Here is a 21,209-nt window from a genome sequence, read left to right as displayed (position 1 = left end):
GCATATTGCGCTTGGGTCGGATTCTCCGTTTGATGCAATACATTTAGCCAAATAACTTAAGGCTTATTCGATAAGCCCGCTTATCGCGACGGTTCTGTCGGCCTTCCATCGCTGGACGATATTCGGAGCCTGTTTATCGAGGATCTGCGACGTCATCGGGATCGCCTCAAATATGCAGCGCGCTCCCCAATGCCTTCGCTGCCGCCTCCATGATCGCTTCGCTGCGGGTCGGATGCGCGTGGATGGTGCCAGCGATATCTTCGAGGCGCGCGCCCATCTCGATCGCCAGGGCAAACGCCGCCGAGAGTTCGGAAACCCCTGCCCCCACCGCCTGCAGGCCGAGAACCAGATTGGTGTCGGCACGCGCCACGACTCGCACGAAGCCGTCTTCGGACAGCATCGTCATCGCACGCCCATTGGCGCTGAACGGAAACTGGCCGGTGCGGATCTCATATCCCTGAGCCCGCGCCTCGGCCGGCGAGAGGCCGGCACTGACGATCTCGGGGTCGGAAAAGCAGATGGCAGGAATACAGCGCTTATCCCAGGCGCGTTTCTTGCCCGCAATAATTTCCGCCACCATTTCTCCTTGCGCCATGGCCCGATGGGCGAGCATCGGTTCGCCGGTTACGTCGCCGATCGCGTAGATACCGCGCATCGAGGTGCGGCATCGGTCGTCGATCCTGAGATAAGGGCCGGCGCGATCGAGATCGAGCTCTTCGAGCCCCGAGCCCGCCGTCCTCGGCCGGCGGCCGACGGTGACGAGGACGCGATCCGCCGGCAGGGTTTCACGTCGGCCATCCGACGTTTCGACGATCAATGCCTCACCATTGTCGGCGAGACCCATCGCCTTCGCACCCGTCAGCACGCGTATGCCGCTCTCGGTCAGCTTGCGCATCACGGGACGCACCAGCTCCGCATCATAGAGCGGTAGCACCTGCGGCGTTGCCTCGACGACAGTCACCTCGGAGCCCATCTTTGAAAAGGCCGTCCCGAGCTCCAGCCCGATATAACCGCCACCGACCACGACGAGCTTGTTTGGCAGTGCCGTTAGCGACAGCGCCTCGGTCGAGGAGATGACACGACCGCCGAAGGGGAGGCTGGCGAGTTCCACCGGATCGGAACCGGTGGCAATCACAACGGTTTCGGCGCGAATAATCTGCTGGCCGATTTCGGTCTCCACCTCCACCGTCTTGCCGTCGCGGAAACGGGCCCGGCCGTGGACGATCTTGACGCGGGCTTTCTGCAACAGTCCCGAGACGCCGCCGGTCAGCCGGCCGACGATACCATCCTTCCAGGCGATCGTCCTTGCCAAATCGATCGAGGCACCTTCGATGCGGATACCCATCGGGTTTTTGCCGGCGAGCATCTTCTGCGTCGCATCGAATTCCTCGGCGGCATGGATCAGCGCCTTGGAGGGAATGCAGCCGACCGTCAGGCAGGTGCCGCCCGGTTTGCCTGCCTCGACGATGACGGTATCGATGCCGAGCTGGCCGGCGCGGATGGCGCAGACATAGCCGCCCGGGCCGGCGCCGATGACGAGGAGCTTGCAGACAATCTCTTTCATAGGTCAGCCTTCGATGAAAATGAGCGCCGGTGTTTCGAGGAGCGTGCGGATGCGCTGAACGAAGGTCGCCGCATCCCAGCCGTCGATGATGCGATGATCAAAGCTGGAGGAGAGGTTCATCATCTTGCGCGGCACGAACTGCGTGCCGTCCCAGACCGGCCGCGTGGCAATCTTGTTAACGCCGATGATCGCCACCTCGGGATGATTGATGACGGGCGTCGAAACGATGCCGCCGAGCGCGCCGAGCGAGCTGATGGTGATGGTGGAGCCAGTAAGCTCATCGCGTGTCGCCGTGCCCGAGCGCGCCGCATCCGCCAGCCGGACCATCTCGGCGGCGCAATCCCAGATGCCGCGTGCTTCCGCATGCCGCACCACAGGCACGGTCAGGCCTGCCGGCGTCTGCGTGGCGATGCCGATATGCACGGCACTATGACGCGTGATAATGCCGGCATCATCGTCGAAGGTGGCGTTGACCTCCGGCTGCTCGGAAATCGCCTTGACCAGCGCCCGCATCAAAAAAGGCAGAACGGTTAGCTTCGGGTGACCCGACCTGCGGTCGCCGTTCATCGTGGCGCGCAGCTCCTCGAGCGCGGTCATATCCACTTCTTCCACATAGGTGATGTGGGGGATGCGCGAGGTGGAAAGCACCATTTTCTCGGCGATGCGGCGGCGCAGGCCGGTGAGCTTGATCTCCTCGGTCGCCGTCTTCCTGACAAGGCCGTTTTTCACCGTTGCAGGAGAGGTCCCATGCTCCTGGGCGAGGAACTGCTCGATATCTTCGCGCAGGATACGCCCCGCCGGTCCGCTCCCCTGCACTTGCCTCAGATCGACACCGCTTTCCCTGGCGAAGAGCCGCACGGAAGGGGCGGCAAGCGGCTTTTCGACCGGCGCCGCCACGGGCGCTGGCGCTTTCGGCGCAGGCTTGGCAATTTCCACCTTGGCCGTTTCGGCAATCGGCGTCTGCGAGATCGACATGGGCTGAGTCTCGCCGGTATCTCCCGCCGTCTCGATCCGCACCAGCGGCGCCTTCACCGCGATCCGGTCTCCAATCTCCCCAGCGAGCCAGATGACTGTGCCATCGACGGGAGAAGGAATTTCTACCGTCGCCTTGTCGGTCATCACGGCGGCGATCACCATGTCCTCGCGGACGGGATCTCCAGGCTTCACATGCCATTCCACAAGCTCGGCCTCGGCGACCCCTTCCCCGACATCGGGCATCTTGATGATAAATTCGCCCATGGCTCAGGCCTCCATGACTTCGGCAAGCGCCCGTCCGACCCGGCCGGGACCGGGGAAATAGTCCCACTCCTGCGCATGCGGATAGGGTGTATCCCAGCCGGCAACGCGCACAACAGGCGCTTCGAGATGATAGAAGCAATGTTCCTGCACCAGCGCCACGACCTCGGCGCCGAAGCCCGACGTCAAGGTCGCCTCGTGCACCACGACGCAGCGCCCGGTCTTGGTGACCGATTTGACGATCGTATCGAGATCGAGCGGCAGCAGGCTCCTGAGATCGATCACCTCGGCATCGATGCCGGCATCCTCGGCCGCCGCGAGAGCCACATGCACCATCGTGCCATAGGCGACAACCGTCACCGCCGACCCCGCGCGCCGCACCTCGGCCTTGCCGATCGGGATCGTGTAATGGCCGTCGGGTACCTCGCCGAGATCATGTTTCGACCAGGGTGTCACCGGTCGCTCGTGATGGCCATCGAAGGGGCCGTTATAGAGCCGCTTCGGCTCGAGGAACATGACGGGATCGGGGTCCTCGATCGCCGCGATCAGCAAGCCCTTGGCGTCATAGGGATTGGAAGGCACGATCACCTTCAAGCCGCAGACATGGGTGAATAGCGCCTCCGGGCTCTGGCTGTGCGTCTGGCCGCCGAAGATGCCGCCGCCTGTCGGCATACGCACGACGATCGGGCAGGTAAAATCGCCATTCGACCGGTAGCGGATGCGCGCAGCCTCCTGCGTCAGCTGGTCATAGGCCGGGTACATATAATCGGCGAACTGGATCTCGACACAGGGCTTCAGCCCATAGGCGGCCATGCCGATTGCCGTGCCGACGATGCCGGATTCGCTGATCGGCGTGTCGAAGCAGCGCGTCCTGCCGTATTTTGCCTGCAGGCCCTGCGTCGAGCGGAAGACACCGCCGAAATAACCGACATCCTCACCGAAAACGACGACATTGTCGTCCTTCGCCATCGAGACGTCCATGGCGCTGCGCACGGCCTCGATCATCGTCATCCTGGCCATGTCAGTACCCCGCCTTCTGCCGCTGTCGGCGGATATGCGCCGGCATCTCGGCATAGACGCCTTCGAAAATATCACGCACCGAAGGCTTGCCGCCGGCGTGCAGCGTGCCGTGCGCCTCCGCCTGGCGCTGCGCCTCGATCACCTCATCCGTGATTTCGGCTTCCGCCTGCACGTGCCGCTCCTCCGACCATGCGCCCTTGACGATCAGATGTTTCTTCAGCCGCAGCACGGGATCGCCGAGCGGCCAGGCCTCTGATTCCGTCTTCGGGCGGTAGGCACTCGGATCGTCGGAGGTCGAATGCGCGCCGACGCGATAGGTCACATATTCGATCAGCGTCGGGCCGAGATTGCGCCGCGCCCGCTCGGCCGCCCAGCGGGCGACGGCATGGACAGCGAGATAGTCGTTGCCGTCGACCCGCAGAGCCGGAATGCCGAAGCCGAGACCGCGGGCGGCGAAGGTGCCGGAGCCGCCGCGGGCAATGCCCTGGAAGGTGGAGATCGCCCACTGATTGTTGACGATATTGAGGATCACGGGCGCCTTGTAAGTCGAGGCGAAAACCAGCGCCGAGTGGAAATCCGATTCCGCCGTCGACCCGTCGCCGATCCAGGCCGCCGCAATCCGGCTGTCGTTCTTGATCGCCGAAGCCATCGCCCAGCCGACCGCCTGCACATATTGGGTGGCGAGATTGCCGGAGATGGTGAAGAAGCCGTGTTCCTTGGAGGAATACATGATCGGCAATTGCCGACCGCGCAGCGGATCGCTCTCGTTCGAGTAGATCTGGTTCATCATCTCGACCATCGGGTAGTCGTCTGATATCAAGAGGCCCGCCTGGCGATAGGTCGGGAAATTCATATCTCCCTTGTTGAGCGCCTTGCGGAAGGCACAGCTCACCGCTTCTTCGCCGAGATGCTGCATATAGAAGGAGGTCTTGCCCTGCCGCTGCGCCATCAGCATGCGGGCATCGAAGGCGCGCAGCTTCATCATGTTGCGCAGCCCGGTCAGCAGCTCTTCATCGGGGAGCGAGCCCGCCCAGGGTCCGACCGCCTCGCCGTCGCGGTTCAAGACGCGGATGATCGAATAGGCGAGATCGCGGATGTCTTCGGATGCGACATCGACCTCCGGCCGCGGCACGGAACCAGCCTTGGCGATCTTGACGTTGGAAAAATCGGGCTGGCCGCCCGGGCGGACGGCGGGTTCGGGGACGTGCAGGCTCAAACGAGCGGAATCCACCATGTTTCTTCTTTCCTCCCTTTGCCGACCCTGCCTCCCTCCCCGGAAGCGGGCCGGATGTCATTCCTACAGATTGCGGGCAATCACCATACGCTGCACGTCGCTCGTTCCCTCATAGATCTGGCAGATGCGCACATCGCGATAGATGCGCTCGACCGGATAGTCGGCCATGTAGCCGTAGCCGCCGTGGATCTGGATCGCATCGGAACAGACGCGCTCGGCCATCTCCGAGGCAAAGAGCTTCGCCATCGAGGCTTCCGACAGACAGGGAAGCTCCGCCTCCCGGAGCGAGGCGGCGTGAAAAACGAGCTGGCGCGCCGCTTCGATGCGAACCGCCATGTCCGCGAGGCGGAAGGCGACAGCCTGATGCTCGAAAATCGGCTTGCCGAAGGCCGCCCGCTCCTTGGCATAGTCGCGCGCCGCCTCGAAGGCCGCCCGCGCCATGCCGACGGCCTGCGCGGCAATGCCGATCCGCCCGCCCTCGAGATTGGCGAGCGCGATGCGATAGCCTTCGCCTTCCGCCCCGAGCCTCAATTCGGCCGGGATACGCATATTGTTGAAGGCGATCTGGCAGGTATCGGTGGAATGCAGCCCGAGCTTTTCTTCGACACGGATCACCTCGTAACCCGGCGTGTCCGTCGGGACGATGAAGGCGGTGATGCCCTTCTTGCCGGCGCCGGGATCGGTGACGGCGAAGACGATGATGATATTGCCGTTCTTGCCCGAGGTGATGAATTGCTTGGCGCCGTCGATCACGTAGTGGTCGCCGTCACGCCGGGCTCGGGTTTTCAGGTTCGAGGCATCGGAACCGGCCTGCGGCTCGGTAAGCGCAAAGCCGCCGATCCATTCGCCCATCGCGAGCTTCGGCAGGAAACGCTGCCGCTGCTCTTCGGTGCCGAATTTCAGGATCGGCACGCAGCCGACGGAGCTGTGTACGCTCATGATCGTCGAGCAAGGCCCGTCGCCGGCGGCAATTTCCTCGAGTGCGGCGGCGTAGGCGATGACACCCGTGTCCGATCCGCCATAGGCTTCCGGCACCAGCATGCCGAGCAGACCGAGTTCGCCCATCTCCTTCAGCTCCTCGCGCGGGAAGAGATGCTCCCGGTCGCGCTTCGCCGCCCCCGGCGCCAGCCGGTCGCGGGCAAAATCGCGGGCGAGATCCGAGATCTGCTGCTGGAGTTCGGAAAGAATCATGTGGCTCCCCTCCCAGCTAGCGCCGCTCGATGGCGACGGCCGTCGCTTCGCCGCCGCCGATGCAGAGCGCAGCCATCCCGCGCTTCAGGCCGTAGCGCTCCAGCGCCGAAAGCAGCGTCACCAGGATGCGTGCTCCCGAGGCGCCGATCGGATGGCCGAGCGCGCAGGCCCCGCCATGCACGTTTACCTTTTCATGCGGCAGGTTTAGATCGCGCATCGCCGCCATGGCGACGACAGCGAAGGCCTCGTTGATTTCGAGAAGGTCGATATCCGAAAGCGCCAGGCCGGTCCGATCGGAGAGCTTCTGCAGTGCGCCGATCGGCGCGGTGGCGAAAAGATTGGGCGCCTGCGAATGGGTGGCATGGCCGAGGATGGTGGCGAGCGGCGTCAGGCCGCGATGCTCGGCCTCGGAACGGCGCATCAGCACCAGCGCTGCCGCGCCGTCGGAGATCGAGCTGGAATTGGCGGCCGTTACCGTGCCGCCTTCGCGGAAGGCGGGTTTCAGCATCGGGATCTTGTCTGGCTTCGCCTTGCCCGGCTGTTCGTCACGGCTCGCCACCTGCTCTGATTTGCCTGACTTGGCCGTCACCGGCACGATCTCGCGGTCGAAACAGCCTTCCGCAATCGCCTTCTGCGCCCGCGTCAGCGAGGCGATGGCGTAGGCATCCTGCGCCTCGCGCGTGAACTGATAGGCCTCAGCGCAATCCTCCGCGAAGCTGCCCATCAAGCGCCCCTTGTCATAAGCATCCTCCAGCCCATCGAAGAACATGTGATCCACGACACGCCCATGGCCGAGCCTGTAGCCGCCGCGGGCCTTGTCAAGGAGATAGGGCGCATTCGTCATGCTTTCCATGCCGCCTGCTATCGCAATCGAAGCGCTGCCGACGGTGATCAGGTCATGGGCCATCATGACCGCCTTCATGCCCGAACCGCACATCTTGTTGACGGTGCTGGCCCCGGTCGAAAAGGGCAGGCCGGCATGGATCGCCGCCTGTCGCGCCGGTGCCTGGCCTTGACCCGCCGGCAACACGCAGCCGAAGACAACCTCCTCGATCGCCTCGGCGGCGACGCGGCTGCGCTCGAGTGCTGCGCGGATCGCCGTCGCTCCGAGTTCGGGTGCGGTGGCGTCCTTCAGCTCGCCTTGAAAGCTGCCGATCGGCGTACGCGCCGCACCGACGATGACGATGGGGTCCTGCAATGCCATCTTTCCTCCTCCGGGCGAAGCTCAGCGCGCGCCCATCCGCAATGCGCCGTCGAGACGAATGACCTCGCCGTTCAGCATGTTGTTCTCAAAGATGTGACGCACCAGCCCGGCAAATTCTGCCGGCCGGCCGAAACGCGGCGGAAAGGGCACGCTCTGACCGAGCGCCGTCTGAACCTCGGCCGGCATGCCGGCCATCATCGGCGTTTCGAAAATGCCGGGCGCAATCGATACGACGCGGATGCCGTGACGGGCAAGCTCGCGGGCGATCGGCAAGGTCATCGCCGCTACCCCACCCTTGGAGGCGGCATAGGCGGCCTGGCCGATCTGGCCGTCGAAGGCGGCGGCCGAGGCGGTATTGACGATCACGCCGCGTTCGCCTTCGCCATCCGGCTCCGTATTCTGGATCGCGGCGGCGGCAAGCCGGATCATATTGAACGTACCGACGAGGTTGATGCTGATGGTACGCGTAAAACTCTCCAGCCGATGCGGTCCGTCGCGACCGATCACTTTTTCGGCTGGCGCCACGCCGGCGCAATTGACCAATCCCCGTAAGCTACCGAAGGCTTCGATGGCCACGGCAATCACCGCAGCTCCGTCGTCGCCAACGGTCACGTCAGCCTTGACGAACCGGGCATCGCTGCCGAATTCCCGAGCGAGCCCTTCGCCCGCCTCGGCATTGAGATCAGCGATCGTCACACGCCCGCCGGCTTCCACGAGCATGCGCGCCGTCGCCGCACCCAGGCCGGAGCCGCCGCCGGTCACGATGAAACTTGCTCCACGGATCAGCATGAATCTTTTCTCCTCGCCGCCGCACTATCCTCCAGGCGCGACCGACAGGGACGATTCTATTCGCTTCACCTATTGCAAGCGATGACAGAACTGCTCCATTATTTCGGCCAGTTTTGCCATAGCGCGGAGATTTATATGGCCGAGATCGAGCGACGCATGATCGCGCCTGGCTTCGTCGAGGAGGCGCTCGACAGCCTGCGGCGGCTCGGCAAACCGACGGAACCGATCCTTGCGCAGGTCGGACTGCCATCTCTAGTCGAACGTCCGGTTTCGGCGGAGACCTATGGCGCGCTGTGGCTGGCGATCGCCGCCGAACTCGACGACGAATTCTTCGGCATGGGCGCGCACCCGATGCGCAGCGGCAGCTTCACTTTGCTCTGTCATTGCGTGCTGCATGCGCCAACGCTCGGTCAGGCGCTGCGGCGGGCGCTGCGCTTCCTCGATGTCGTTCTCGATGATCCCCGAGGACGGCTCGTCATTCGCGACGGCCTGGCGGAGATCGAACTGAGGGATGCCGGCGGCCCCCGTTCGGCCTTTGCCTACCGCACCTACTGGATCATCCTGCACGGCATCATCTGCTGGCTGGTCGGGCGGCGCATTCCGATCCGCCTCGTCGATTTCCGCTGCGCCGAACCCAAACAAGGCGCCGACTACCGGCTTTTCTTCGGCGCGCCGGTGCGTTTCTCGCAACCGATCAGCCGGCTTGGTTTCGACAGCGCCATGCTCGACTTGCCGATTTCACGCAGCGAACAGGCGCTCAAACAGTTCCTGCGCGGCGCACCCGCCAATATTCTGGTGCGCTACCGTTACGATGCCGGCATCGCCGCCGCCGTGCGCCGCCGCTTGAGCCAGGCCACGCCCGCTACCTGGCGAAGCTTCGCCGAACTCGCCGCCGACATGCGCATGCCGCCGTCCACGTTGCGCCACCGCCTGCACGACGAGGGGCAAAGCTATGCCGCCATCAAGGACGACATCCGCCGCGACCTCGCCGTCGAGCTGCTGCTGGGCACGCCGAAGACCATCGGCGAGATCGCCGTGCAGCTCGGCTATTCCGAGCCCAGCGCCTTCTTCCGCGCGTTTCGCAAATGGATGGGTAAGAGCCCTGAGAATTTCCGGCGGGAGGAAGCGGATTCAACTTAAATCAGTCAAACCGCTTAACGCGACTCGACTGGCTGCGCGCTTCCGAGAACATGGCGGCAATCTTCATCACGAAAGATTTGCTGAAGCGACCGAGGACCTCCTGATGAGGCTCGATATACCAGGAGTGCTCGACGATATCATGATTGTATTCGTCTACGACGATCCAGCTCTGATTGAGGTCTCCAAGTCCGGCCCGTCGACGCTCGATATCGGGAATTTCTAAGGCAACCCTCCCCGGTTGCGGCGGCTGTGTGGTAATTGCCAGCAGGACGAGGTGCGTATTTCCATCACTGGTGCTGCGGATTGCAATCACGACACAGACCGGCCGCTGTTTTCGTCCCTCGGTCTCACCGCGTTGATGCTGCCATGCCCAGAGATAGGGATAGGTTATCAGCTCACCAGAACGAAACTCATGGCTCATCGTCGTAGCCTTCACCCTTCGCCAGTCGCTCAATCGCCTCGCCAAACAGTTTGGCATGCTCGTCCGGCATCTCCGAGATGGCATGGGCGCGGCGCGGATCTGTACCACTGCGCATGCGCTCATAATGCTCATAGCTCATCAGCACGAAACGCGGCTTACTGTGGCGGGTAAGAACGACCGGTTCGCGGCTCGCGGCATCAGTGACGTCCCCGACCTGTTTGTTGAGATCAGCCGTCGTGAACTGTCGCATCGAACAGCGCTCCTATTTATTCCATATCTTCCATATCTTCCATATATTCCATGTTTCCCATCTTTTCAAGAACGGAGCTCTTCCACTCATTATTCGGAGGCACTTTGAACCTGCCGCAACCCGCGCTACATATTTCAGCGGGAGGAGTGCCATGTTTGATTTTTCGCTCGGCGAAACCGCGGATGCGATCCGCGAAACGACGGCGCGATTTGCCGCCGGTCATATTGCTCCGCTCGCCGCGGAGATCGACGAAAGCAACACGTTTCCACGCCAGCTCTGGCCTCAGATGGGCGCGCTCGGCTTGCATGGTATCACCGTCGAAGAAGAATTCGGCGGCGCCGGTCTCGGTTATCTCGAGCATGTCGTCGCCATGGAGGAGGTTTCGCGCGCTTCGGCCTCCATTGGCTTGAGCTACGGCGCCCATTCCAATCTCTGTGTCAATCAGGTCCGCCGCTGGGCCTCGCCGGAACAGAAGCATCGGCACCTGCCAAAGCTGATATCAGGCGAACATGTCGGCTCGCTTGCCATGTCCGAGGCCGGCTCCGGTTCCGATGTCGTCTCCATGCGGCTGCGCGCCGACAAGAAGGGCGACCGCTATATTCTGAACGGCACGAAGTTCTGGATCACCAATGCGCCGCATGCCGATGTGCTCGTCGTCTATGCCAAGACCGATCCGGCGGCCGGGCCGAAAGGCATTTCCGCCTTCATCATCGAAAAGGGCCTGCCAGGCTTCAGCGTCTCCAAGAAGCTTTCCAAACTCGGCATGCGCGGCAGCGACACGGCCGAACTGGTCTTTCAGGATTGCGAGGTTTCGGCCGAGGCGCTGATGGGCCGGGAGGGAGAAGGCGTGAAGATCCTGATGTCCGGCCTCGATTACGAACGCGCCGTGCTCGCCGCCGGGCCGCTCGGCATCATGCAGGCCTGCCTCGATGTCGTGCTGCCCTATGTGCGCGATCGCAAGCAGTTCGGCAAAGCGATCGGCGATTTCCAGCTGATGCAGGGCAAGATCGCCGACATGTATGTCGCGCTGAACTCAGCGCGCGCCTATGTTTATTCCGTCGCGCGGGCCTGCGATGCCGGCCGGGCGACGCGCACCGATGCGGCCGCCGCGATCCTCTTTGCCAGCGAGAACGCCGTGAAAGTTTCGCTAGAGGCGATCCAGGCGCTCGGCGGCGCCGGTTATACCAAGGAATGGCCGGTCGAACGTTTTTTGCGCGACGCCAAGCTCTACGATATCGGCGCCGGCACCAACGAGATCCGTCGCTATCTGATCGGCCGGGAGCTCATCGCATCATGACGGTGATTTCCTCGGCGATCGATCGCGACAGCGAGATTTTCAAGGCCAATGCAATCAAGAATAGGGCGCTCGTCGATGAGCTCTACGAGCGCTCGGCGAAGACCCGCGAAGGCGGTTCGCAGGCAGCACACGAACGCCACACCGGCAAGGGCAAACTCCTGCCGCGCGACCGCATTCAGCTCTTGCTCGATGCCGGCAGCCCCTTCCTGGAGATCGGTACATTGGCGGCGAACGGCATGTACGGCAACGAGGCGCCGGGTGCGGGCATCATATCAGGTATAGGCCGGGTTTCCGGCCGCGAGGTGATGATCGTCGCCAATGATGCGACGGTAAAGGGCGGCGCCTATTACCCCCTGACGGTGAAGAAGCATCTCAGGGCGCAGGAGATCGCCCTGCAGAACCGCCTGCCCTGCCTCTATCTCGTCGATAGCGGCGGCGCCAATCTTCCGCATCAGGCCGAGGTCTTTCCCGACCGCGACCATTTCGGCGCGATCTTCTACAACCAGGCCCAGATGTCGGCCGAAGGCATTCCGCAGATCGCGTGCGTCATGGGAAGCTGCACCGCCGGCGGCGCCTATGTGCCCGCCATGTCTGATGAAACGGTGATCGTGCGCAATCAGGGCACGATCTTTCTGGCAGGTCCGCCGCTCGTCAAAGCCGCGACCGGCGAAATCATCTCGGCCGAAGAACTTGGCGGCGCCGAAACCCATGGCCGCCGCTCCGGCGTTGTCGATCACGTCGCGGAAAATGACGAACATGCGTTGCTGCTGGTGCGCGATATCGTCGCCAGCCTCAACAGCGTCAAATCGACCGATATCGACATCCAGCCGCCGCGGCCGCCGAAACTCGATCCGGAAGATTTCTGCGGCATTATCCCCGAGGACGTGCGCTCGCCCTATGACGTGCGCGAGGTCATTGGTCGCATCGTCGACGGCTCCGAACTGCATGAGTTCAAGCCTCTCTACGGCACCACGCTGGTCTGCGGGTTCGCCCGTATCTGGGGCATGCCGGTCGCCGTCATCGCCAATAATGGCGTTCTCTTCTCCGAAAGCGCGCTGAAGGGCGCGCATTTCATCGAGCTCGCCTGCCAGCGCCGCGTACCCCTGCTCTTCCTGCAGAATATTTCCGGCTTCATGGTCGGCGGCCGCTACGAGGCCGGCGGCATCGCCAAGGATGGGGCAAAGCTGGTGACGGCCGTCGCCACCGCGACGGTGCCGAAGGTCACCGTCATCATCGGCGGCAGCTTCGGCGCCGGCAATTACGGCATGTGTGGCCGCGCCTATCGCCCGCGTTTCCTCTTCACCTGGCCGAACAGCCGCATCAGCGTCATGGGCGGCGAACAGGCGGCCTCGGTGCTCGCCACCATCCGCCGCGATGCGCTGGAGGCGCGCGGCGAGGACTGGCCTGTTGATCAAGAGGAGGCCTTCAAGGCGCCGATCCGCGCGGGCTATGAAGCCGAAGGCAATCCCTATTACGCCACCGCCCGCCTCTGGGACGACGGCATCATCGATCCCAGTCAGACGCGCGATGTGCTGGGCCTTGCCTTTTCCGCCTGCCTGAATGCGCCGATCCCGAAAGGGCCGCGCTTCGGCCTGTTCCGGATGTGAGGCGGCGATGATGGAAAGCCTTCTCATCGCCAACCGGGGCGAAATCGCCCGCCGCATCATCCGCACGGCAAAGATGCTCGGCATCCGCACGATCGCCGTCTATTCCGAGGCCGATCAGAGCTTGCCTTTCGTGCGAGAGGCCGACGAAGCGATCGCGATCGGCCCATCGCCGGCCCGTGAAAGTTACCTCTCGCAGGAACGCATCCTGGAAGCCGCCCGCAAAACCGGCGCGGCTGCCGTCCATCCCGGTTACGGTTTCCTCTCAGAAAATGCCGAATTCGCAGAAGCCGTGGAAAAAGCCGGCATCATCTGGGTCGGCGCTCCACCGGCAGCCATCCGCGCGATGGGGCTCAAAGACGCGGCAAAGGAATTGATGCAGGCGGCCGGTGTGCCGGTAACCCCCGGCTATCTCGGGCCGGACCAGAGCGAAGCAAAGCTTTTGGCCGAGGCTGATGCCATCGGCTATCCCGTCCTCATCAAGGCCGTTGCTGGCGGTGGCGGCAAGGGCATGCGCCGCGTCGACCGGCATGAGGATTTACCCGAGCTTCTCGCCTCCTGCCGTCGTGAGGCGGCCGCCGCCTTCGGCGACGACCGCGTCCTGATCGAACGCTATATCGCCAATCCGCGCCATATCGAGGTGCAGGTTTTCGCCGATCAACACGGGAACTGCGTCCATCTCTTCGAACGCGACTGCTCGCTGCAGCGCCGTCACCAGAAGGTCATCGAGGAAGCTCCCGCCCCCGGCCTCGATGCCGCCACGCGGGCTGCGATCTGCGATGCGGCGGTGAAGGCGGCAAGGGCGGTCAACTATGTCGGCGCCGGCACGATCGAATTCATCGCCGATGCCTCGCAAGGCCTGCATCCCGACCGCATCTGGTTCATGGAGATGAACACGCGCCTGCAGGTGGAGCATCCCGTCACCGAAGCCATATCAGGCGAGGATCTGGTGCTCTGGCAGCTGAAGGTCGCAAGCGGCGAGCCACTGCCGAAAAGCCAGGACGAGATCACCATGAAAGGCTGGGCCTTCGAAGCCCGGCTCTATGCCGAAAATCCCGCCGCCGGCTATCTGCCCTCGACCGGCCGGCTCGAACATCTCAAACTCCCGACGACCGTCCGCGTCGACAGCGGCGTCGAACAGGGCGATGAGATCACCGCCTTCTACGATCCGATGATCGCCAAGATCATTGCACATGGACCGAACCGCGACGCCGCACTGTCGAAACTCGCGGCCGCCTGCGCCGGCATCGAGGTCTGGCCAGTCAGATCCAATGCCGGGCTTCTCGCCCGCATCGCCGCCGACCCGGATTTCCGCGCCGCCCGGATCGATACCGGATTCCTCGACCGGCACGGCGAAGGCCTTGTGGCGAAGGCCCCGGACGAAACGGCAATCGACCGTGCCGCCACGGTTCTTTCGAAGAAACCCGGCAATGATCCCTGGTCGACGCTTTCAGGATTTCGCATCGCCGGGCCAGGCGACGGCCGCGTGCGCGTTCGCGTCGACGGTCACCTCTATTGGGGGCAGTCACGCGCAACGCTTGAGGCAAATACCGTCACAACAGCTGAAACGACGGTGCTTTTCGACGACGGAAATGCCTGGCCGATTAGCCTGCCCGCTGCGAGCGAAATCGAAGCAAATCACGGCGCGGGTGACGGCGCGATCCTTTCGCCCATGCCGGGCCTCGTCATTTCGGTCGAGGTCGCCGAAGGCGATCGCGTCGCCAAGGGGGACCGTCTGCTGACGGTCGAAGCGATGAAGATGGAACATTCGCTGCGCGCGCCCTTCGACGGCGTCGTCGGAAAATTGCAGGTTTCCTCCGGCATCAGGGTTTCGGAAAACCAGCTGGTCGTCACCGTCATGAAGGAGGAGGACTAATGGCCGGCCGCTATTTCGACGAGTGGACGGTCGGCGACCGCATCGCCCATGAGATCCGCCGCACGGTCACCGAGACCGACAACCTGCTGTTCACGACGCTTTCCCACAATCCGCAGCCGCTGCATCTCGATGCCGAGTATGCGGCCAGCACCGAATTCGGTCGGATCGTCGTCAACGGCACCTTCACCTTTGCGCTGACCATCGGCCTTTCGGTCGGCGATACCACACTCGGCACACTCGTCGCCAATCTCGGCTACGACAAGGTGACGATGCCGAAGCCGGTCTTCATCGGCGATACGCTGCGGGTGGAAACCGAGGTGACGGAGCTGCGCCGTTCGAATTCCCGCCCCGATGCCGGCATCGTCACCTTCCGGCACGTCACGCTGAACCAGCGTGACGAGATCGTCTGCCAGTGCCTGCGCACGGCAATGCTGAAGGTCAAACCGTCATGAGGCTGCGCTCGCTGCTCTTCGTGCCCGGCGATCGGCCGGAGCGTTTCGACAAGGCGCTCGCCTCCGGCGCCGATGCCGTCATCCTTGATCTGGAAGATTCGGTCGCGCCCACAAACAAGCCTCGCGCCCGGGAGAGCGTCCACGAATTCGTCCTCCGCCATACCGGCGAAACCCATCTGCTGATCCGCATCAACCCCCTCGCCTCGACCGAATCCGAAGACGACCTTGCCGCTCTGAACGGCCTTCATCCTTTCGCGATCATGCTGCCGAAAGCCGAGGGGGCAGCTTCCGTGTGGAAACTCTCGGGCTCTCTTGCATCTGAAATTCCAATCCTGCCGATCGCGACCGAAACGCCATCCGCGATCTTCGAGATCGGCAGCTACCGGGAGGTCGCCGCGAGCCTCTGCGGCCTGACATGGGGTGCCGAGGATCTGCCCGCCGCGATTGGTGCCACGACTTCGCGCAGGACGGATGGTCGTTACACGCCGCCTTACGAGCTTGCCCGCTCGCTCACGCTGTTCGGGGCACACGCCGCCGCCGTTCCTGCCATCGACACCGTCTATCCGGATTTCCGCGATCTCAACGGTCTCAATGCCTATGTCGGCCGCGCCCGGCGCGACGGCTTTTCCGGCATGATGGCCATCCATCCGAGCCAAGTCGAAACGATCAACCATGCCTTCACGCCGGACGCTTCCGAGATCGCCTGGGCGGAGAAAGTCGCCGCCGCCTTCGCCGCCAGGCCGGACGCCGGCGTCATCCAGCTTGACGGGCGCATGCTGGATTTGCCGCATCTGAAGCTTGCGCTGCGCATCCTGGAGATATCGGGACGATAGCGCAAACCGCCCCGAAGGGACCTGTTTTAGCGGCCGTGCCTGGCGCGCCAGGCCGCGAATTCCTCGAGGCTGTGCGGCTGCGTCGCCGGATAGAGGCCGATGATCGATTGGCCGGCCAGCACCCGTTCGGTGACGAAATCCTCGTAGGCCGTCATCTCCACGGCCTCGTCGGCAATTTCGTCGGCGAGTTCGGCCGGAATGACAATCACAGCCTCGTCGTCGCCCACCATGATATCGCCGGGCCATACCGCCACATCGCCGCAACCGATCGGCAGGTTGATGTCGAGCGCCTGGTGCAGCGTCAGATTGGTCGGCGCCGAGGGGCGGTTGTGATAGGCGGGGATCGCCAGCCCGGCAATTTCCGGGCTGTCGCGAAATCCACCATCGGTGACGACACCCGCCACACCGCGCACCATCAGGCGCGTCACCAGGATCGAGCCGGCGGAGGCGGCGCGCGGATTCTTGCGGCTGTCCATGACAAGCACGGCGCCAGCCGGGCAGCTTTCGACGCAGGCGCGCTGAGGGTGCTCCGGATTGCGGAAAACCTCGAGCTTGTTCAGATCTTCGCGCGCCGGAATGTAGCGCAGCGTATAGGCCGGGCCGACCATGTTGCGGCCCTTGCGAGCGACCGGCTGCACATCCTGGATTGTCTGGTTGCGCAAGCCACGCTTGAACAGCGCCGTGCTGATCGTGGCAACGCTGACCCGCATGAGTTTATCGCGCGTGCTCTCCGAAAGTATGGTCATGCCTGCATGTCCTCCTAGAAAATATCCGGTTCCCCTGCCGCCGGGCCGAATTCCGGCAGCAGGTAGTCGAAATCGCAGCCCTTGTCGGCCTGGCTGACATGGGCGGCGTACATCCAGCCGTAGCCGCGGCCGAAACGATCAGCGGGCTTCACCCAGGCGGCGCGGCGCCGGGCGAGTTCCGCCTCGTCGACCAGCATGTCGAGACGGCGGTTGGGAATATCGATCCTGACGATATCCCCGTTGCGCAGCAAGCCGAGCGGGCCGCCGACATGGGCTTCGGGCGCGACATGAAGCACGCAGGCGCCGTAGCTGGTGCCGCTCATGCGCGCATCCGAAAGCCGCAACATGTCGCGATAGCCTTGCTTCAACAGTGCCTTCGGCATTGGCAGCATGCCCCATTCCGGCATGCCGGGGCCGCCGAGCGGCCCGGCATTGCGCAGCACCATCACATGATCGGGCGTCACCTCAAGCGTCTCGTCGTCGATTGCCGCCTTCATTTGCGGGTAGCTGTCGAAAACCAGAGCGGGGCCCTGGTGGACATGGAAGCGCGGGTCGCAGGCCGCAGGCTTGATCACCGCACCATCCGGCGCCAGATTGCCCTTGAGCACGGCCAGCGATCCCTCCGGATAGATCGGGTTGGAAAGCGGCCGGATCACATCGTCATTGTAGACTTTCGCCTCCGTCAGCGCCGCTCCCAGGGTTTCGCCCGAAACCGTCATGGCGCTGAGATCCAGCCGTTCGCGAATCTGCGACATCAGCCCCAGCAGACCGCCGGCATAGTAGAAGTCCTCCATCAGATAGGTATTGCCGGAAGGGCGGATATTGGCGACGACAGGCGTGGTGCGGCCAAGCGCGTCGAGATCGTCGAGCGTCAGCGCGACCCCTGCCCTGCGCGCCATCGCCAGAAGATGGATAACTGCGTTGGTCGAACAGCCGGTCGCCATGGCGACCGTCGCCGCATTGCGGACGGAGGCAGGCGTGACGATCCGATCCGGCGTCAGATCTTCCCAGACCATGTCCACGATCCGCCGCCCCGAATGGGCCGACATGCGGATGTGGTTGGCATCGGGGGCGGGAATGGACGAGACCCCGGTCAGCGTCAGACCCATCGCATCGGCGATCGCGGTCATCGTGGAGGCGGTGCCCATCGTCATGCAATGGCCGTAGGAGCGCGCGATGCCGGCCTCGATGCCGGCCCACTGCTTGTCCGATATCGCTCCGGCGCGCCGCTCGTCCCAATATTTCCAGGCATCCGATCCCGATCCGAGCTGCTGGCCGGCATAATTGCCGCGCAGCATCGGGCCTGCCGGCAGGAAGATCATCGGCACTCCGGCGCTGAGCGCCCCCATGATGAGGCCCGGCGTGGTCTTGTCGCATCCGCCCATCAGCACCACGCCATCGACCGGGTGGGCGCGGATCTGTTCCTCCGTCTCCATCGCCAGGAGGTTGCGATAGAGCATGGTGGTCGGCTTCATGAAGTTTTCCGACAGTGCCAGCGCCGGCATTTCCACCGGAAAGCCGCCGGCCTGCAGCACGCCGCGCTTCACGTCCTCGACGCGATGCTTGAAATGGGCGTGGCAGGGGTTGAGATCCGACCAGGTGGAGAGGATGCCGATCAACGGCCTGCCGGCCCAATCGCCGGCGTCATAGCCCATCTGCATCAGGCGCGAGCGATGGCCGAAGCCGCGCAGATCTTCTGATGCGAACCAGCGCGCCGACCGCAGCTCGCTTGGTGTCTTGACTGATTTCACAGACATGCCGACATGCCTCCATTCCCGTACTGCGAAGCGTCCGAAGCCGGAAAGATAAAGACGCCCGTCAATTCCTCAAGTCTGCCCCGGCGGCCGCAGAAACCGAAGTGTCCGATGCGCTTTTTTCGCTTTGCCGCTCTCGCCCCATGCCGACCGCGGTTGGACATCATGACAGCGGCTCCATCGCTTCGAAATCGGGCAAGGCGCCGCTCGCATAGCCGACGGCCCCGAGCGAGCCGATGGCGATCCGGCCGTCGCGGATCGACAGGCGCGGGCCGTCCGGGCCCCGCTCGTAGAGCCCAGGATGGGCCTCGGCAAAGCGCGTCTTTTCCGCCTCCGGCGCGCCCTGCATGCCTGCCACATAGTGGTGACCGTTGCGCTCGACATGGGAAAGGCCGAGCAAGGACACCAGCGCCAGATCCTGCTGCACGGCAAGCCCGGCCTGGCAGGTCAGGTCCTCGCCGGAGAGGAACGGTCCCGGCACGGTTGCCGTCCTGATGCGGATCGCCTTCAACAGCGAGCGGTAGATGCCCTTGCAGGTTTTCGAGGAGACGCCGGTGTAGCCGAGCCCTCGGGCGCGGGCGAAGGCGCCGTCGCCATCGTCGCTCTCATCGATCAGGAAGGGCAGTTGAGCGGCGAGACCGCCGAGTGGCGTTTCCATGGTGATTGCGCGCGAGAACGGCTGTTCGATGAAGGCGATGGCGGCGCGCAGCCTGGCGAGGCGCGGCATGGCCTCGATCTGCGCTAACAAGGCGCCAAGTTGTTCAGCGGCGGCGAACTGTTCATTGCCGTCGACCGTCACTTGGTAATCCGGCAGACGGTCCAGCACGGTGGCAATCCGCGTCAGGCGGTCGAGATCGGCATCGATCGCGCCCGAGAGCTTGATCTTGAACCAGCGATTGCCATAGCGCGCTATTACCGCCTCGAGGTTTTCCGGCAGGCCGTCGTCGACGGGCCGGACAATATCGCCCTCGGTGATCGGGTCGAGAAGCCCGATCGTATGCCGGGCCGAGATCGAGCTTTCAGGGCGAAGGCTGGCAAGGACAGCCGACGCGGCATTCGCATCGATGTCGCCGGGCAGCATATGGCCGCCGATGCCAATGAGATTGCGGCAAACCGCGTCGAAGAAGGAAATGCCCGCCAGACGGCAAAAGGCATCGAGCGCCGCGCGGGCGATGAGCGAAGGGCCAAAACCGGCCGCCAATGGATTACCAGGCAGGCGGCGCACCGTTTCCATCTCGTTGACGCGGGCGGCGGCAAACAAAGTCGTCGGGCGAGATGCTTCGAGCGACGCGGCCGCCGCGGTCCGGATCGAGGCGCGCAACTGATCGACATTCTGCGCCGGCGTCAGCGCCGTATCCTTGTCGAACCATTTCGGCACCATCATTTCTGCAGCACCACCAATGGCGGTTTTCCCCTGCTCATCCTCGACGCGAACTCTGAGGAAGGCTTGCGGCGCCTTTTCGAGGGTGGCCGCGCCGAAGCGGAACGGCAGGCGCAGGGTGATATCGCGCTCGAAGGCGTCGATCGCGATGATTTTGATACTTGGCGCCGCCACGGAACCTCCGATGACTTTATCCATGCTCATGCCATCCGCTCGAGCATGGCGCGGGTCACTTCGTGATGGAGCGGCTCCCGGCGAAGCAGCCGACCGATTTCGTCGACCATAGCCTGGCCCTGAGCGAAATGTGCCTCTTCGGTGTGACCGGCGGCATGCGGTGAAATGGTCACATTGGCGAGCGCAGGGTCGCGGAACGGGCTATCGGGAGGCAACGGCTCGTCTTCGAAGACGTCGAGTGCGGCCTCGATACGGCCGGAGCCGATCTCGGCGAGCAATGCGACCTCATCAACCAGCTGCGGGCGTGCCGTATTGATGAACAGCGCGCCGGGACGCAGTAGCGCCAGTTCGCGGACGCCGATCATGTGACGCGTTTCGGGCAGGACAGGCGCATGCAGGGAAACCACGTCGGCCTGCACCAGCATATCGTCTAGTCCGGTCTTGCAGACGCCGAGTGCTGCGGCCTCGCTTTCGTCGAGGAAGGGATCAACGACGAGAACGCGGCAGCCGAAGGGAACGAGCAGGCGCATGACCGCCCGGCCGACATAGCCGGCGCCGACGATGCCGACAGTTCTCGCGCCAAGCAATCTCTGCGGTACGGCTGCGCGGACATCGAGCCATTCACCGCCGTTTCGCAATTGATGATGCAGCCGATGGATGCCGCGCATCGCAAGCAGCGCTTCGGCGACGACGAATTCGGCAACCGAGGCGGCAATTTTCGAGGCGGCATGGCTGACGCGAAGCCCCTCGTCGAAGAGGCGGGCGGGAACGAGCGTGCGGACGCTGCCGGCGGAATGAGCGACGAGGGCGAGTTGCGGATGGCGCTGACGTGCGGCGGGATCGAAGGGAGGCGTGCCCCATCCGGTGAGGCAGGCGGTGGCGCCTTGCAGCAGCTGATCGACTTCGGCCGCGTCGATCGTAGAAGCAGCCGGCCAGCGCACGTCGCCAAGAGCGTTCAACTGCGTGATCGCCGCATCGTCCAGCATCATGCGGCGGGTCTTTTCGGTCAGAAGGACGGCGATGACGGACGCCTGTTCGTTCAT

The 21,209-nt window shown here is 63.8% G+C and carries 19 protein-coding genes; 6 read left to right on the top strand and 13 right to left on the bottom strand.

The genetic code is table 11. The annotated features are described in order from the left end of the window. Positions 1–166: 166 nt before the first annotated feature. The 7 genes from lpdA to NE852_RS26045 form a co-directional block, all read right to left on the bottom strand. Positions 167–1,564, bottom strand: coding sequence for a dihydrolipoyl dehydrogenase (lpdA, locus tag NE852_RS26075; RefSeq protein WP_008530263.1), 1,398 nt, complete (start codon positions 1,562–1,564; stop codon positions 167–169). 3 nt (positions 1,565–1,567) lie between these two features. Further along, positions 1,568–2,803 (bottom strand): dihydrolipoamide acetyltransferase family protein, encoded by a 1,236-nt coding sequence (locus NE852_RS26070; RefSeq protein WP_008530260.1) that lies wholly within the window; start codon positions 2,801–2,803, stop codon positions 1,568–1,570. Positions 2,804–2,806: 3 nt separating this feature from the next. Next, positions 2,807–3,820, bottom strand: a complete 1,014-nt coding sequence (locus tag NE852_RS26065) for an alpha-ketoacid dehydrogenase subunit beta (RefSeq protein ID WP_008530258.1) — start codon at positions 3,818–3,820, stop codon at positions 2,807–2,809. Position 3,821: 1 nt separating this feature from the next. Next, positions 3,822–5,054, bottom strand: a complete 1,233-nt coding sequence (locus tag NE852_RS26060) for a 3-methyl-2-oxobutanoate dehydrogenase (2-methylpropanoyl-transferring) subunit alpha (protein ID WP_008530257.1) — start codon at positions 5,052–5,054, stop codon at positions 3,822–3,824. Between the two features lie 63 nt (positions 5,055–5,117). Then, on the bottom strand, positions 5,118–6,245 hold the full coding sequence (locus NE852_RS26055; RefSeq protein WP_008530256.1) for an acyl-CoA dehydrogenase family protein: 1,128 nt from the start codon (positions 6,243–6,245) through the stop codon (positions 5,118–5,120). 16 nt (positions 6,246–6,261) lie between these two features. Next, positions 6,262–7,449: an acetyl-CoA C-acyltransferase gene (locus tag NE852_RS26050; protein ID WP_258156920.1), complete on the bottom strand. Its 1,188-nt coding sequence runs from the start codon at positions 7,447–7,449 to the stop codon at positions 6,262–6,264. Between the two features lie 21 nt (positions 7,450–7,470). Beyond that, the gene (locus tag NE852_RS26045; protein WP_008530244.1) at positions 7,471–8,238 is read right to left on the bottom strand and encodes a 3-hydroxyacyl-CoA dehydrogenase; all 768 of its coding nucleotides are present in this window, start codon (positions 8,236–8,238) and stop codon (positions 7,471–7,473) included. Between the two features lie 81 nt (positions 8,239–8,319). Here NE852_RS26045 and NE852_RS26040 point away from each other — a divergent pair, with 81 nt between their 5' ends. Beyond that, on the top strand, positions 8,320–9,378 hold the full coding sequence (locus NE852_RS26040; protein ID WP_258156919.1) for an AraC family transcriptional regulator: 1,059 nt from the start codon (positions 8,320–8,322) through the stop codon (positions 9,376–9,378). A gap of 1 nt (position 9,379) precedes the next feature. On the opposite strand, the gene NE852_RS26035 is transcribed toward NE852_RS26040, so the two are convergent. Further along, a complete protein-coding gene (locus tag NE852_RS26035) occupies positions 9,380–9,799 on the bottom strand; it encodes a hypothetical protein (protein ID WP_037176432.1) in 420 nt (139 codons plus the stop codon). Further along, a complete protein-coding gene (locus NE852_RS26030) occupies positions 9,789–10,049 on the bottom strand; it encodes a type II toxin-antitoxin system Phd/YefM family antitoxin (RefSeq protein WP_258156918.1) in 261 nt (86 codons plus the stop codon). Before NE852_RS26030 ends, NE852_RS26035 begins: the two co-directional genes overlap by 11 nt. A gap of 151 nt (positions 10,050–10,200) precedes the next feature. Here NE852_RS26030 and NE852_RS26025 point away from each other — a divergent pair, with 151 nt between their 5' ends. Genes NE852_RS26025 through NE852_RS26005 form a run of 5 tightly spaced genes read left to right on the top strand, consistent with a single transcriptional unit; the run spans position 10,201 to position 16,111 of the window. Then, entirely contained in the window at positions 10,201–11,346 is a 1,146-nt protein-coding gene (locus NE852_RS26025) for an isovaleryl-CoA dehydrogenase (RefSeq protein ID WP_008530235.1), read from the top strand. Further along, entirely contained in the window at positions 11,343–12,953 is a 1,611-nt protein-coding gene (locus NE852_RS26020) for a carboxyl transferase domain-containing protein (RefSeq protein ID WP_008530234.1), read from the top strand. The genes NE852_RS26025 and NE852_RS26020 overlap by 4 nt, the downstream gene beginning before the upstream one ends. Before the next feature lie 7 nt (positions 12,954–12,960). Continuing rightward, positions 12,961–14,826: an acetyl/propionyl/methylcrotonyl-CoA carboxylase subunit alpha gene (locus NE852_RS26015; RefSeq protein ID WP_037172682.1), complete on the top strand. Its 1,866-nt coding sequence runs from the start codon at positions 12,961–12,963 to the stop codon at positions 14,824–14,826. Beyond that, the gene (locus tag NE852_RS26010; RefSeq protein WP_008530232.1) at positions 14,826–15,278 is read left to right on the top strand and encodes a MaoC family dehydratase; all 453 of its coding nucleotides are present in this window, start codon (positions 14,826–14,828) and stop codon (positions 15,276–15,278) included. Before NE852_RS26015 ends, NE852_RS26010 begins: the two co-directional genes overlap by 1 nt. Further along, positions 15,275–16,111 carry a CoA ester lyase gene (locus NE852_RS26005; RefSeq protein ID WP_008530231.1) on the top strand — a complete coding sequence of 279 codons (837 nt, stop codon included), beginning with the start codon at positions 15,275–15,277 and terminating at the stop codon, positions 16,109–16,111. Before NE852_RS26010 ends, NE852_RS26005 begins: the two co-directional genes overlap by 4 nt. A 26-nt stretch (positions 16,112–16,137) precedes the next feature. Here the strand turns inward: NE852_RS26005 and NE852_RS26000 are convergent, their stop codons facing one another. The 4 genes from NE852_RS26000 to NE852_RS25985 all read right to left on the bottom strand — a co-directional run bounded on the left by NE852_RS26000 (position 16,138) and on the right by NE852_RS25985 (position 21,209). Beyond that, the gene (locus tag NE852_RS26000) at positions 16,138–16,857 is read right to left on the bottom strand and encodes a ribonuclease activity regulator RraA (protein WP_008530229.1); all 720 of its coding nucleotides are present in this window, start codon (positions 16,855–16,857) and stop codon (positions 16,138–16,140) included. Between the two features lie 14 nt (positions 16,858–16,871). After that, the gene (gene araD / locus NE852_RS25995) at positions 16,872–18,614 is read right to left on the bottom strand and encodes an L-arabinonate dehydratase (protein ID WP_374992012.1); all 1,743 of its coding nucleotides are present in this window, start codon (positions 18,612–18,614) and stop codon (positions 16,872–16,874) included. 160 nt (positions 18,615–18,774) lie between these two features. Continuing rightward, positions 18,775–20,196, bottom strand: a complete 1,422-nt coding sequence (locus NE852_RS25990) for a mandelate racemase (protein WP_258156917.1) — start codon at positions 20,194–20,196, stop codon at positions 18,775–18,777. Next, positions 20,193–21,209 carry a hydroxyacid dehydrogenase gene (locus NE852_RS25985; protein WP_008530206.1) on the bottom strand — a complete coding sequence of 339 codons (1,017 nt, stop codon included), beginning with the start codon at positions 21,207–21,209 and terminating at the stop codon, positions 20,193–20,195. Before NE852_RS25985 ends, NE852_RS25990 begins: the two co-directional genes overlap by 4 nt.

The organism is Rhizobium sp. Pop5 (genome assembly GCF_024721175.1).
Lineage (GTDB): Bacteria > Pseudomonadota > Alphaproteobacteria > Rhizobiales > Rhizobiaceae > Rhizobium.
Note: the sequence above shows the minus strand (reverse complement) of the source record. Positions and strands in the feature narration are given on the sequence as shown.

What these genes read in the sequence shown, in the direction of transcription:
- lpdA (WP_008530263.1), bottom strand. Translation starts at nt 1,564, where the DNA reads ATGAAAGAGATTGTCTGCAAGCTCCTCGTCATCGGCGCCGGCCCGGGC.
- NE852_RS26070 (WP_008530260.1), bottom strand. Translation starts at nt 2,803, where the DNA reads ATGGGCGAATTTATCATCAAGATGCCCGATGTCGGGGAAGGGGTCGCC.
- NE852_RS26065 (WP_008530258.1), bottom strand. Translation starts at nt 3,820, where the DNA reads ATGGCCAGGATGACGATGATCGAGGCCGTGCGCAGCGCCATGGACGTC.
- NE852_RS26060 (WP_008530257.1), bottom strand. Translation starts at nt 5,054, where the DNA reads ATGGTGGATTCCGCTCGTTTGAGCCTGCACGTCCCCGAACCCGCCGTC.
- NE852_RS26055 (WP_008530256.1), bottom strand. Translation starts at nt 6,245, where the DNA reads ATGATTCTTTCCGAACTCCAGCAGCAGATCTCGGATCTCGCCCGCGAT.
- NE852_RS26050 (WP_258156920.1), bottom strand. Translation starts at nt 7,449, where the DNA reads ATGGCATTGCAGGACCCCATCGTCATCGTCGGTGCGGCGCGTACGCCG.
- NE852_RS26045 (WP_008530244.1), bottom strand. Translation starts at nt 8,238, where the DNA reads ATGCTGATCCGTGGAGCAAGTTTCATCGTGACCGGCGGCGGCTCCGGC.
- NE852_RS26040 (WP_258156919.1), top strand. Translation starts at nt 8,320, where the DNA reads ATGACAGAACTGCTCCATTATTTCGGCCAGTTTTGCCATAGCGCGGAG.
- NE852_RS26035 (WP_037176432.1), bottom strand. Translation starts at nt 9,799, where the DNA reads ATGAGCCATGAGTTTCGTTCTGGTGAGCTGATAACCTATCCCTATCTC.
- NE852_RS26030 (WP_258156918.1), bottom strand. Translation starts at nt 10,049, where the DNA reads ATGCGACAGTTCACGACGGCTGATCTCAACAAACAGGTCGGGGACGTC.
- NE852_RS26025 (WP_008530235.1), top strand. Translation starts at nt 10,201, where the DNA reads ATGTTTGATTTTTCGCTCGGCGAAACCGCGGATGCGATCCGCGAAACG.
- NE852_RS26020 (WP_008530234.1), top strand. Translation starts at nt 11,343, where the DNA reads ATGACGGTGATTTCCTCGGCGATCGATCGCGACAGCGAGATTTTCAAG.
- NE852_RS26015 (WP_037172682.1), top strand. Translation starts at nt 12,961, where the DNA reads ATGATGGAAAGCCTTCTCATCGCCAACCGGGGCGAAATCGCCCGCCGC.
- NE852_RS26010 (WP_008530232.1), top strand. Translation starts at nt 14,826, where the DNA reads ATGGCCGGCCGCTATTTCGACGAGTGGACGGTCGGCGACCGCATCGCC.
- NE852_RS26005 (WP_008530231.1), top strand. Translation starts at nt 15,275, where the DNA reads ATGAGGCTGCGCTCGCTGCTCTTCGTGCCCGGCGATCGGCCGGAGCGT.
- NE852_RS26000 (WP_008530229.1), bottom strand. Translation starts at nt 16,857, where the DNA reads ATGACCATACTTTCGGAGAGCACGCGCGATAAACTCATGCGGGTCAGC.
- araD (WP_374992012.1), bottom strand. Translation starts at nt 18,614, where the DNA reads ATGTCTGTGAAATCAGTCAAGACACCAAGCGAGCTGCGGTCGGCGCGC.
- NE852_RS25990 (WP_258156917.1), bottom strand. Translation starts at nt 20,196, where the DNA reads ATGAGCATGGATAAAGTCATCGGAGGTTCCGTGGCGGCGCCAAGTATC.
- NE852_RS25985 (WP_008530206.1), bottom strand. Translation starts at nt 21,209, where the DNA reads ATGAACGAACAGGCGTCCGTCATCGCCGTCCTTCTGACCGAAAAGACC.